Below are 12,652 nucleotides of genomic sequence, written 5' to 3'. Positions count from 1 at the left end.
CTCAGGCCCCCGTCAGGGGGCGGTAGGCGGTGAAGGTCTCGTTGTGCAGCTTTTCCCGGGCCCACTGGGCGGCGTCGGCGGCGGCCGTGACGGCGGCCTGCACCGAACCGGCGACGTCGCGGGGATGCCGGGTGTGCAGCGGGCCGAGGAAACGCACGTCGGTGATCCGGCCCCCGGCGGTCACCACCACCTCGACCAGCCCGTCGGGCGAGCGGACGGTCACCTCGACGGTGTCGACCGCTCGGTCGAACTCGGCCTGGAGGGACTCGATCCGGCGGTACCGCCGCACCGCCTCCTCGATCCACGCCTCGTCGATCTCGCCGCGCGGCATCCGATCTCCCCCCAGGTAGACCTCACCCTGCGTGCCACCACGATCACCGCGGCTCACCGGGACCGTACCGCACGTCGTCAACACGTGTCGATGGGCGGGAAACGGGGGTCAGCCGCGCCAGAGGGAGAGCATCATCGCCTCCACGGCGATCCGGGGTTTGACGTTCGCCTCGATCGCCGCCCGGCACGCCAGCACCGCCTCCAGCCGGCGCAACGCGCCCTCGGGTGCCCACTTCTGCCCACCCGCCTCGGCCAGCGCGGCGGTGTCGGTGTGCACCGGGGCGACCGGTGCCCGCAGCGCCGAGGTGAGCGCGTCCCGGTAGAAGCCGGCCAGGTCCACCAGCGCCCGGTCCAGGGCGTCCCGCTGCGCCCGGGTGGCCCGGGACTTCTGCCGCTTCTCCAGGTCCTTGAGCTGTCCGGCGGAACCCCGGGTGGCCCCCGCCGCGCCCCGGCCGGTGCCGCCCGCGCCCAGCGCGGTCTGCAACGCGGCCCGCTCGGCCGCGTCGGTCTCCGCCACCGCGGCCTCCGCCTCCGCCTCGGCCGCCCCGATCAGCGCCGACGCCGCGTCCAGCGCGGTACCCACCCCGGTCAGCCGGCGCGGCACCGCCAGCACCGCGTCCCGGCGTCCGCGCGCCTGCGGGTCGGCGGCCAGCCGCCGGGCCCGCCCGACGTGCCCCTGCGCGGCGGCGGCCACCCACCGCGCCACGTCGGGCGTGATGCCGTCCCGCCGGACCAGTACCTCGGCGACCGCCGCCGCCGAGGGCTGCCGCAGGGGTACGACCCGACAGCGCGACCGGATCGTCACCGAGACGTCGTCCGGGTGGGTGGACGGGGCGCAGAGCAGGAAGACCGTCCGGGGCGGCGGTTCCTCGATGGCCTTGAGCAGCGCGTTGCCGGCGGCCTCGGTGAGCCGGTCGGCGTCCTCGATGATCACCACCTGCCAGCGTCCACCGGACGGGGTGCTCGCCGCCCGCAGCACCAGGGCGCGCATCTCGCCCACGCCGATGGAGAGCCCCTCGGGGGCCACCAGCCGGACGTCGGCGTGGGTGCCGGTGAGCGTGGTGTGGCAACCGGGGCAGGTGCCGCAGCCGGTGCCGTGCCCGCACTGGAGGGCCGCGGCGAAGGCCCGGGCGGCCACCGACCGACCGGAACCCGGAGGGCCGGTGAAGATCCAGGCGTGGGTCATCCCGGCTCCCGGGTCACCGGCCGGCCCGGCCGTGACGGGGGCGGGGTCGTCGTCGGCCAGGGCGGCCAGCTCGTCGTACTCCGGGTCGGCGGCGGCCACCGCGGGCGCGGGGAGGTGGGCGGTGCGCAGCACGGCGGCGGCCGACGCGGCGGCCCGGCGGAGCGTGTCGACCGCCTCGTCCTGCCCGACCAGATCGGCGAAGACGTCCGGCATCAGGTGCGGTGCTCCACGCCCACCAGCTCCGTTTCGGATAACTCGGGCTGGACCGAGGTGTCCGGGCCGTGCGCCGGCCGGGGGTGCACGATGCCCGCCGGGTCCACCAGGAGTTCGTCGACCCGGCGGGCGACCAGGCCGGCGATCTCCCCGATCGGGCGGGCGGCGTCGAGCACCAGGTAACGCTTCGGGTCGTTGGCGGCGAGGTCGAGGAAGGCGTAGCGGACCCGCTCGTGGAAGGCGACGGACTCGGCTTCCAGCCGGTCGGCCCCCCGGTTGCGGGCCGCCGCCCGGGACAGGCCGGTGCGCGGGTCGATGTCCAGGAGCACCACCAGGTCGGGCTTGAGGCCGCCGGTGGCCCAGGAGGAGAGCCAGGAGACCTCCTCGACCGGCAGCGTACGACCGGCGCCCTGGTAGGCCAGGGAGGAGTCGACATACCGGTCGCTGATCACCACCGCACCCCGGATCAGGGCGGGCCGGACCACGGTGGCGACGTGGTGGGCGCGGTCGGCGGCGTACAGCAGGGCCTCGGCGCGTGGCGACGGCGCGTCCGCGCCGGAGTCCTCCAGCACCATGGCCCGGATCCGCTCGCCCATCACCGTGGCCCCCGGTTCGCGGGTCACCACCACGTCCCGGCCCTGCTCGCGCAGGCGGGCGGCGAGCGTCTCCAACTGGGTGGACTTGCCGCCGCCCTCGCCGCCCTCGAAGACCACGAACAGCCCGTTGGAGACGAACGGCTCGGCCGGCAGCAGTGGGCGGCCCCGCATCGAGCCCCACAGGTCGGCCAGGACCGGCACGCCCTTCTTGTCGTCCATCTGACCGAACGCGCTGATCCCAGCGAAGATCCCGGCCAGGCCGGCGGCGAGCAGCAGCAGCCGGGTGGACGAGACCGAGATGCCGAGGTCGGCGATGGTGAGCTGGCGCGAGCCGCCGACCCCGACCAGCAGGCTGCTCAGGGCGATGGCCAGGATCAGCACCAGCCGGGTGCCGATCTGCACGACGGCGAAGACCCGGCCGCGTACCTCGTCGGCGACCTCACCGCCGAGCAGCGTGGTGCCGGCGAGGAAGGCCATCCCGGCGCCAGCGCCCACCATGATCGCGCCGAGGATCGCCATCGACAGGTGGATGGCGAAAGCCAGCACCAGCACGGAGGCGCTGGCCAGCACGATGCTCATGCCGAACCAGCGGCGGCGGGACATGTCCCGGACGATCATCGGGCCGAGCCCGATGCCGATCGCCAGGCCGATGAAGATCGCGCCGAACAGCATGTAGAACGCGGCGTCGCCGGCACCGAGCGAGGCGGCGAAGAACTTGGCCGTGCCGATCACGATGCCGCCACCGGCGAACGCGCCGAAGATGCCCAGCACCAGGCCCCGGACCAGCGGGGTCTGGCCGATGAACTTCCAGCCCTCGGTGAACTGGCTGAACATGCCCTGCTCGGCGCGCTCCCCCCGCTCCCGGGCCTGGGCCTGGCTGATCTCCTTGATGCCGAAGGCCACCACCAGCGCGGTGGCCAGCCGGGAGAGGGAGTTGAACCAGAGGGCGAGCTGGGCCGGCTCGGCCCAGCTCGGCATCTCGCCGCCGGTGACCCCGCGCACGCTGCGGTCCAGCACCGCCAGGGCGATCGCGGCGGCGACCGGGGTCAGGCCGTACGTGGTGATCAGGGTGAGCTGGTTGGCCGTCTCCAGCCGGGCGCGGGGGATGAGGTTGGGGACCGCGGCCTCCTTGGCCGGAATCCAGAGCAGGGTGATCGACTCGATCAGGAAGGTGGCGATCGCCGCCCAGCCGACCACCACGCCGCCCCGGACGCCGAGCAGCGCGATCAGCGGGATCGAGGCGAAGAGCAGGAACCGCAGCAGGTCGCAGATGACCATCGTCCAGCGCCGGTCGAACCGGTCGGCGAGCACACCGGCCACCGGCCCCAGCACCAGCGCCGGGAGCAGCCGGATCGCGATCACCCCACCGAACACGGCGCCCTGCGCGGTGCTGCCGGACACCTGCGCGGCGGCGAAGACCGAGGTGGCGAGCAGACCCAGCCAGTCACCGAAGGAGGCCGCGCCCAGCACGATCCAGAGCCGCCGGAACGGCCGGATGCGCAGTACCGACCGGATCGCCGCCGTTCCGGACCGGTCGGTCTGGGCGGCCCCGGTGGGCGGTGTGCCGGACGACGACGCGCCGGGCGACTCGCCGTGCTGCTGGCTTTCGATGGCCGTACCTCCACGTGCCGGCCCAACTCTGGGCAGTCCCGGTGGAACACTCTAGACCCGGTGGGAGCCTCCCCACCGGCGACATTCTCCTGCTCGCCGAGCCTAGGCGGCTGATGCCATCGACCGCAGCCCGGTAGTACGTGAGGGTATTTCGCATTGCCGTCCGGACAGTTAGCGTGCATTCGTGGCCATCGACAGCAACACCCTGCGTGAACGCCTCGACAAGGCGACCGCCCACCTCGACCCGCCCTACGCCGTGGTGGACCTCACCGCCTACGACGCCAACGCCGCCGCGCTGGCCGCCCGCAGCGCCGGCAAACCGGTCCGCGCCGCCAGCAAGTCGATCCGGGCCCGGGACCTGCTCGACCGGGCGCTCGGGCGGCCCGGCTGGGCCGGCGTGATGGCCTTCACCCTGGCCGAGGCGAACTGGCTGGTCCGCTGCGGCGCGACCGACGACGCGCTGGTCGCCTACCCGACCGCCGACCGGGGGGCACTCGCCGAACTGGCCGCCGAGCCGCAGCTCGCCGCAGCGGTCACCCTCATGATCGACAGCACCGAGCAACTGGACCTGATCGACACGGTGTGCCCCCCGGGCCACCGCCCCGAACTGCGGGTCTGCCTCGACCTGGACGCCTCCTGGCGACCCCTGCGCGGGCGGGTGCACGTCGGGGTGCGCCGCTCGCCGGTGCACAGCGCCCGCGCCGCCGGCACGCTCGCCGCCGCCGTCGGCCGCCGGGCCGGCTTCCGGCTGGTCGGCCTGATGTCGTACGAGGCACAGATCGCCGGCCTCGGGGACGCCCCGCCCGGACAGGCCGCGCTCAGCGCCGCCATCCGGATCGCCCAGCGCGGGTCGTACCGCGAACTGCTGGCCCGCCGGGGCGCGGCGGTCGCCGCCGTCCGCGAACACGCCGACCTGGAGTTCGTCAACGGCGGCGGCACCGGCAGCGTGGCCGCCACCAGCGCCGACCCCGCGGTCACCGAGGTCACCGCCGGCTCGGGGCTGTACGGCCCGACGCTGTTCGACGCCTACCGGGCCTGGCGGCCGACCCCGGCGGCGTTCTTCGCCTGCTCGGTGGTCCGCCGACCGACGCCGGAGATCGTGACCGTGCTCGGCGGCGGGTGGATCGCCTCCGGCCCGGCCGCGACGAGCCGGCTGCCCCGACCCTGGCTGCCGGCCGGGCTGGCCCTGGTCGGCAGCGAGGGCGCGGGCGAGGTGCAGACCCCGCTCACCGGCGCCGCCGCCGCCGACCTACGGATCGGCGACCGGGTGTGGTTCCGGCACGCCAAGGCGGGCGAACTCTGCGAACGGGTCAACGAGCTTCACCTGGTCGACGGCGACACGGTCGTCGCCACGGTGCCCACCTACCGCGGCGAGGGTCACGCCTTCCTCTGACGACGACCGGGAGGTGGATCCACCCGGCCGGACGGTCGAGCCGTTGACCGGCCCCGGTCGGGCGGCCGCCGACGCGGGTCGCTCCCCGTCGGGGCCGCCGGGCGTCGGTCAGGGCTTGGCGGCCGGCTGGGTGGGGGCCTCGACGTGCCGGTGCAGGTATTCCCGGATGAGCGCCTTGGCCTCGGCGAGGACCCGCTCGTCGCCCTCCTGCTTGCGACGGAACGCCAGCTTGATCAGGGCGTCCGCGGCCTCGACGGCGATCTCCAGGCAGAACCGCAGCCGGGGCTCGTCGGTCATGCCGAACCGCTCGGTGAGCACCCGGGCCAACTGGTCGGCGATCACCCCGTTGTTGTCCCGCTGCTCGTCGAGCAGGTGCAGGTCGACCACGTCGCCGAAGTGCAGGGTCCGGAAGCCGGGGACGGTACGGTGCATGCAGATGTACTCGTCGATCCCGGCGTCGACGCCGTCCCACCAGTGGGTCAGGTCATCCGACGCGAAGCGCTCGTCGAGCCGCTGGAGGTACGACTCCATGGTGCGCAGGGTCAACGCCTGCACGATCGCCCGCTTGTCCGGGAAGAACTGGTAGACCGAACCGATCGCCACCTCGGCCCGCTCGGCGAGCAACGTGGTGGTCAGCCCCTCGTACCCCACCTCGTCGACGAGCTCGGCACAGGCGTCCAACATCCGCTGGACGCGCGCGACACTTCGACCCTGCACCGGAACGCGGCGCAGCGGCCCGGTCGTGGCGGCTGGTGTGGACACTCGACGCCACCCCCCTTCGACGAAAGAACATATCCACATGTCACGAGGCCGTGACTACCGGTACAACGAGCGGGCCTCGATTGCGGTATTTACCAGGCACAACGTTCCTGATATGAAGGCAGTTCACATTCATGTCAAGGAGCGCCGATGGTCGGTACCGCCACCGCCTGGTCCAACTGGGCCGGCAACCAACAGAGCGTCGCCACCGCCATCCTGCGCCCTACCACCGTCGAGGACATAGCCGAGGCGGTCCTGGACGTGGCAGGCGCGGGTGAACGGATCCGGGTGGTCGGCAGTGGTCACTCGTTCACCCCCATCGCCCTGTCCGACGGACGCCGGATGGAGTTGTCCGGACTGCGGACCGACGTCCGGATCGACCGGAACGCCCGGCTGGTCACCGTACCTGCCGGGACGACCCTACGCGCGCTCAACGCGCTGCTCGCCGAGTACGGCCTGGCCATGCCCAACCTCGGCGACATCGACGCGCAGACCATCGCCGGAGCGATCTCCACCGGCACCCACGGCACCGGTGCCGCGTACGGCTGCCTGTCCACCTTCGTCGACGCGCTCACCATGGTCACCGGCACCGGCGAGGTGCTGCACTGCTCGACCGAGGAGCATCCGGAGATCTTCGCCGCCGCCCGGGTCGGCCTGGGCGCGCTCGGCGTCATCGTGGACGTCACCCTACGCTGCGTGGAAGCCTTCACCCTCCGCGCCCACGAACGGCCGGCCCCGCTGGACGAGGTGCTGGACGACCTGCCCGGACTCGTCGGCCGGCACGACCACGTCGAGTTCTACTGGTTCCCGTACACCGACCGGGTGCAGCTCAAGACCAACGACCGGGTGCCGGCCGACGACCGGCCACTGCCGCGCTGGCGGGGCTGGCTGGACGACGACCTCCTCGCCAACAGGGTCTTCGCCGGGGCCTGCCGGCTGGGCCGGGCCGTACCCACGCTGGCCCCCGCCATCAGCGCGGTCTCCGCGCGGGCCCTGACCGAGCGCACCTACACCGGCCGCTCCGACACCGTCTTCTGCACCCCGCGCCGGGTCCGCTTCGTCGAGATGGAGTACGGCGTCCCGCGCGCCGCCCTGCCACAGGCGCTGACGGAACTGCGCCGCATCGTCGACCGGCTGCCGTTCAAGGTGCTCTTCCCGGTGGAGGTGAGATTCACCGCCGCCGACGACATCTGGCTGTCCCACGGCTACGGGCGCGACTCGGCCTACCTCGCCGTCCACCAGTACGTCGGCATGCCCTACGAACCGTACTTCCGGGCCTTCGAGGAGGTCGCCGCCGGACTCGGTGGTCGACCCCACTGGGGCAAGCTGCACTACCGGGACGCGACCTCCCTGGCGACCGCCTATCCGAGATTCGCCGACTTCCAGGACCTCCGCGACCGCCTCGACCCCGGCCGCGTCCTCACCAACCCCCACCTGGACCACATCCTCGGCCCCTGACCCCGCCCCGTTCTGCCCCAGCCCCTTTTGACCCAGCCACGTTCTACCCCAGCCTCGTTTTGACCCCCGCTCCCACCCCTCCCACCCTGACCCAACCCTCTCTCATCCACCCTCTCCCCACCCCCATTCCCTTCTCCCTCTCCCCACCCCCAACTCTCCTCCCCACGCCCCACGCCCCGCTCCCGTCACAGCTCACAGCTCACAGCTCACAGCTCACAGCTCACAGCTCACAGCTCACAGCTCACAGCTCACAGCTCACAGCTCACAGCTCACAGGGATCTTGGAGGGAAGTGGCCCCTATAGGGGCCACTTCCCTCCAAGATCCTCTAAGTCAGGCGGTAGGCGATCGCTGTGGTGGCCAGTGATCAACCGTCGGCGGGCTGGTTCGCCCGCTGGTCAGCCAGCCGGCCCCGCCGGATTTGGCTATTGGTCAGCCGTCGGCAGGCCGAGTCGCCTGCCGGCCAGCCGCCCGGCCCGCCAGGTGGGATCGGTGATGACGGGACGGGTCAGCTGGGCCGAACAGAGTCGTGATCACCGGGCAGATCAGCCAGGCCACGCAGGACCGTGATAACCAGAGGGTCAGCCAGGCCAAGCGGTGTCGGTGATCACCGGACGGTTCAGCCGAGCCAAGCGGGACCATGATCACTAGGCGGATCGGCCAGGCCAAGCGGCTCGTGATCATCGGACGGGCCGGCTGGGCCAAACAGAAACTTGATCACCTAGGGTCAGCCGGGCCAACCGGAACCATGATCGCCGACGGGTCAGCCGGGCCAACCGGAATCTTGATCACCTAGGGTCAGCCGGGCCAACCGGCCATGCGGAGGGCGGCGCGGAGTTGGGCGACGACCTCGTCGGGGCGGGCACGCAGTGCCCAGGCGGGGAAGCGGAGCACCCGGTCACCCTCGATCCAGAGGGAGTTCTGCCGTCGCATGTCGGCCCAGGCGTGGGCCGGGTCCAGATGCTGTCCGCCGTCTATCTCGACGTGCACGCGCCACCTGGCGAAGTACGCGTCGAGGTACCGACGCCGGCCAGCCGGGTCGTAACGGATCTGTTGGCGGGTCGGGAGTGGCAGGCCGGCACGACGCGTCAGGTCGAGGAACTCCAATTCGCTCAGCGAGTGCGAGCCGCCGGCAGCGTCGGTGGCGGTGGCGGTCACGAGCGACCGGCGGCGCATCCGGGGCAACCGGTCCAGCACCTCGTGGATCTCCCCACCGACCACCAGGCGCTGCTGGAAGGCTGCGGCCACGACGGCACGCGCCTCGTCATCGCTGGCCGCCCACTGGGCCGCATCGACGACCGACCGGGCCAGCATGGTGCGCGGGGGTTGCCCGACGGCGAGTACGTCCTGCGCGGGCAGAACGGTGGTGCGGTGCACCCGTACCCCCTGGGGCAGCACGTCACGGCGTGCCGACGCCGGGAGCAGCAGTTCTACCGGCCGAGTACGGAACCCCCGCAACCCACCGGCCTGAGCTGCGCTGAGACCACCGAGCAGGGCGGACGGCCCGGCCGCCAGTACCGCGATCCAGCGGAACTGCTCGACGTTGACGGGACCGCTGTGTGTCACGAACACCGCCCGGTGAGCCTGCCTCCACCGTCCTGTCTCCACTCGGTGCCGGATCGCCTTACGGGACAGGTGTCGGGAAGCCTGGGCCAGACTGATCACGTCTTCCTGTCGGAAGCGTAGCCAGGTCAACTCGTCCGCGTCGTCCGCCGGAAGCGGTCGTCGTAACCCTGCCCCCGCCGATCCCCGGACCCTGGATCCCGGCCGCACACCCGGACCCGCGCGAACTTCCCTCCCCGCGCCCCGCACTGGACCGCGACCACGAACCTCCTGCCGAACTCTCACCCGCTAACCCTGCCCAGTCGCCACCTCTGCCCGCCATCCCCTGTGGACAAGGAGTAGATCTTGGAGGGAAATGGCCCCCAGGGGGGCCATTTCCCTCCAAGATCCGGAAGACACCCCCGCGAGCGACCACACGCCACGGCAGTCGGCCATCGACACGGCAGTCGGCTCGGCGCTCGACATCAGGCAGCCGACGCGGACAGCCGACGCAGGCGGCCGAGGCCCAGCAGCCGACGCGGACAGCCGAGGCTCAACAGCCGACGCCCGGCAGCCGGCAGCCAGCAGCCGGCAATCGGCTCGGCGGTCGGCGGCCAGCGCGGGCAGTCGGCAGTCGGCAGTCGGCAGTCGGCAGTCGGCAGTCGGCAGTCGGCAGTCCGGAGGGTTACTCGGTGGTGGTGGCGGCTTTGCGGGGGGCGGCCTTCTTGGCGGTGGTGGCCTTGGCGGTGGTGGTCTTCTTGGCGACCGTGGACTTCGCGGCGGCGGTCTTCTTCGTCGCCGTCGCCTTGGTCGCGGTCGCCTTCTTGGCCGGGGCCTTCTTGGCCGTCGTCTTCCTCGCCGCCGCCTTCTTCGGTGCCGGACCCTTGGCCCGCTTCTCGGCCAGCATCTCCGACGCCTGCTCGATGGTCAGCTCCTCCGGGGTCTGCCCGCGCCGCAGCGACGCGTTGAACTCCCCGTCGGTGACGTACGGCCCGAACCGGCCGTCCTTGATCACCAGTGGCTTCTCGGTCAGCGGGTCGACGCCCATCTCGCGCAGCGGAGGCGCGGCGGCCCGACGCTGGCGGGTCTTCGGGGCGGCCAGCAGGGCCAGCGCCTCGTCGAGGGTGACGGTGAACATCTTGTCTTCCGAGTCCAGCGAGCGGAACTCGTCACCGCGCTTGACGTACGGGCCGTAGCGGCCGTTGTTCGCGACCACCTCGGCGCCGTCCGGGGCGACCCCGATCACCCGGGGCAGGCTGAGCAGCTTCAACGCCTCGTCGAGGGTGAGCGAGTCCGGGGTCTGCGTCCGCAGCAGGGACGACTTGCGCTCGCCGCTGGCGACGTACGGGCCGAACCGGCCGGACTTGAGCACGATGGGTTCGCCGGTGGCCGGGTCGTCGCCGAGTTTGCGCTCGCCGCCACCGCCGAGGAACAGCTCGTGCACCTTCTCCGGGGTCAGCTCGTCGGGGGCCAGCCCCTCCGGGATCGGGGCGCGGTCGCCCTGGCCGCCGCCCTCCTCGCCGTCGGCCTTCGGCATCGGCTGCTCACCGGGCAGTGCCCGCTGCAGGTACGGCCCGAACCGGCCGACCCGGACGACGACCTCGCGCCCCTCGTCGTCGGTGTGCAGCGGGATCGAGTTGACGCTGCGCGCGTCGATCTCACTGAGGTTCTCGGTGACCAGCTTCTTCAGCCCGCCCGCGTGGGCGATGGCCTGGTCGCCGGTGCCGTTGCTGCTGCCGAAGTAGAACGCGGTGAGGAAGTCGACGGCGGCGTGGTCGCCCCCGGCGATCTCGTCCAGCTCGTTCTCCATGCTGGCGGTGAAGTCGTAGTCGATCAGACGCGGGTAGTGCCGCTCCATCAGCCCGATCACCGCGAACGCCAGGAACGTCGGGATCATCGCCTGGCCACGCTTGGTGACGTAGCCCCGGTCCTGGATCGTCTGCATGATCGACGCGTACGTCGACGGGCGGCCGATCCCCAGCTCCTCCAGCGCCTTGACCAGCGACGCCTCGGTGTAGCGCGACGGCGGCTGGGTGTGGTGGCCCTGCGCGGCCAGCTCGTCGGCGGTCAGCGGCTGGTCCTTGACCAGGGTGGGCAGCCGCCGCTCGGCGTCCTCCGCCTCGGCGTTCTCGTCGTCGCTGGACTCGACGTACGCGCGCAGGAAGCCCGGGTCGGTGATGGTCTTGCCGGTCGCGCCGAAGTCGGCCTCCTCCTGGGCGGCGGAGACCGCCCGGATGCGCACCGAGACGCTGGAGCCGACCGCGTCGGTCATCTGCGAGGCGATGGTGCGCCGCCAGATCAGCTCGTAGAGCTTGAACTCCTCGCCGGACAGCTCCTTGGCCACGTCGCCCGGGGTACGGAAGTTGTCCCCCGCCGGGCGGATCGCCTCGTGCGCCTCCTGGGCGTTCTTCACCTTGCCGGTGTAGCGGCGCGGCTCCGGCGGCACGCTGCGCTCGCCGTACAGCTCGACGATCTGCCGGCGGGCCGCCGCGATGGCCGTCTCGGAGAGGTTCACCGAGTCGGTACGCATGTAGGTGATGTAGCCGTTCTCGTAGAGCCGCTGCGCGGTGCGCATCGTCTGCTGCGACGAGAACCGCATCTTGCGGGCCGCCTCCTGCTGGAGGGTGGAGGTGATGAACGGCGCGTACGGGCGGCGGCGGTAGGGCTTCTCCTCGACCCGGGTGACGGTGAACGGCCGCCCGTCGAGGCGGGCGGCCAGGCCCCGCGCCCCGCTCTCGTCGAGGTGCACCACGCCGGCGCCGGGGCGTACCTTGCCGGTGGTGGGCTCGAAGTCCTTGCCGGTGGCGATCCGGTCACCGTTCAGCGCGACCAGGGTGGCGTTGAAGGTGCGCGGGCCGTCGCCCGGCTTCGCCACCGCCAGGGTGGCGAGGATGTCCCAGTACTCGGCGGTGCGGAAGGCCATCCGCTGGCGTTCCCGCTCGACCACGATCCGGGTCGCCACGGACTGCACCCGGCCCGCCGAGAGCCGCGGCATGACCTTCTTCCACAGCACCGGGGAGACCTCGTAGCCGTACAGCCGGTCGAGGATGCGGCGGGCCTCCTGGGCGTCGACCAGATCCCGGTCGATCTCCCGCGGGTTGGCCACCGCGGCCTGGATGGCCGGCTTGGTGATCTCGTGGAAGACCATCCGCTTGACCGGCACCTTGGGCTTGAGGGTCTCCACCAGGTGCCAGGCGATCGCCTCGCCCTCGCGGTCCTCGTCCGTGGCCAGGAAGATCTCGTCGACCTCCTTGGCCAGCTTCACCAGCTTGCTGATCTGCTGCCTACGGTCGGCGGAGACGACGTAGAGGGCGTGGAAGCCGTTGTCCACGTCCACCCCGAGCCGGGCCCACGGCTCGCCCTTGTACTTGGCCGGCACGTCGGCGGCGTTGCGGGGCAGGTCCCGGACGTGGCCGAAGCTGGCCTCCACGACGTACCCCGGGCCGAGGTAGCCCGAGATCGTCTTGGCCTTCGCCGGTGACTCGACGATGACCAGACGGGTGGTTCCAGCGCTGCTCGGCACGTCTCTCCCCGACCTCACTCCTGCTCCGGTCCCGATTCGGGCC

At 72.2% G+C, this 12,652-nt stretch carries 8 protein-coding genes; 2 read left to right on the top strand and 6 right to left on the bottom strand.

All coding sequences use genetic code 11. The features are described from left to right. Window position 1 precedes the first annotated feature (1 nt). From O7612_RS03255 to tmk, 3 genes are all read right to left on the bottom strand, one after another. Window positions 2–331 (bottom strand): YbaB/EbfC family nucleoid-associated protein, encoded by a 330-nt coding sequence (locus O7612_RS03255; protein WP_067300639.1) that lies wholly within the window; start codon window positions 329–331, stop codon window positions 2–4. 108 nt (window positions 332–439) lie between these two features. Continuing rightward, window positions 440–1,729: a DNA polymerase III subunit delta' gene (locus O7612_RS03250; protein WP_282270304.1), complete on the bottom strand. Its 1,290-nt coding sequence runs from the start codon at window positions 1,727–1,729 to the stop codon at window positions 440–442. Further along, complete coding sequence (tmk, locus tag O7612_RS03245; RefSeq protein ID WP_282273779.1) at window positions 1,729–3,822, bottom strand: dTMP kinase; 2,094 nt, start codon at window positions 3,820–3,822, stop codon at window positions 1,729–1,731. Before tmk ends, O7612_RS03250 begins: the two co-directional genes overlap by 1 nt. Window positions 3,823–4,120: 298 nt before the next feature. On the opposite strand from tmk, the gene O7612_RS03240 reads away from it, so the two are divergent. After that, window positions 4,121–5,329: an amino acid deaminase/aldolase gene (locus O7612_RS03240; protein ID WP_282270302.1), complete on the top strand. Its 1,209-nt coding sequence runs from the start codon at window positions 4,121–4,123 to the stop codon at window positions 5,327–5,329. Window positions 5,330–5,437: 108 nt separating this feature from the next. On the opposite strand, the gene O7612_RS03235 is transcribed toward O7612_RS03240, so the two are convergent. Continuing rightward, the gene (locus tag O7612_RS03235) at window positions 5,438–6,013 is read right to left on the bottom strand and encodes a TetR family transcriptional regulator (RefSeq protein ID WP_282270300.1); all 576 of its coding nucleotides are present in this window, start codon (window positions 6,011–6,013) and stop codon (window positions 5,438–5,440) included. A 225-nt stretch (window positions 6,014–6,238) separates the two neighbouring features. On the opposite strand from O7612_RS03235, the gene O7612_RS03230 reads away from it, so the two are divergent. Beyond that, window positions 6,239–7,546, top strand: coding sequence for a D-arabinono-1,4-lactone oxidase (locus tag O7612_RS03230; protein ID WP_282270298.1), 1,308 nt, complete (start codon window positions 6,239–6,241; stop codon window positions 7,544–7,546). A 796-nt stretch (window positions 7,547–8,342) separates the two neighbouring features. Here O7612_RS03230 and O7612_RS03225 read toward each other — a convergent pair. Together O7612_RS03225 and topA are read right to left on the bottom strand one after the other, a co-directional pair. After that, window positions 8,343–9,116 (bottom strand): DUF559 domain-containing protein, encoded by a 774-nt coding sequence (locus tag O7612_RS03225; protein ID WP_282270296.1) that lies wholly within the window; start codon window positions 9,114–9,116, stop codon window positions 8,343–8,345. Window positions 9,117–9,771: 655 nt separating this feature from the next. Beyond that, window positions 9,772–12,609: a type I DNA topoisomerase gene (topA, locus tag O7612_RS03220; RefSeq protein WP_282270294.1), complete on the bottom strand. Its 2,838-nt coding sequence runs from the start codon at window positions 12,607–12,609 to the stop codon at window positions 9,772–9,774. Window positions 12,610–12,652: the final 43 nt, after the last annotated feature.

This window comes from Micromonospora sp. WMMD987 (assembly GCF_029581435.1).
Classification (GTDB): Bacteria; Actinomycetota; Actinomycetes; order Mycobacteriales; family Micromonosporaceae; genus Micromonospora; species Micromonospora rifamycinica.
This window is presented reverse-complemented; position numbering and strand designations above follow the sequence as displayed.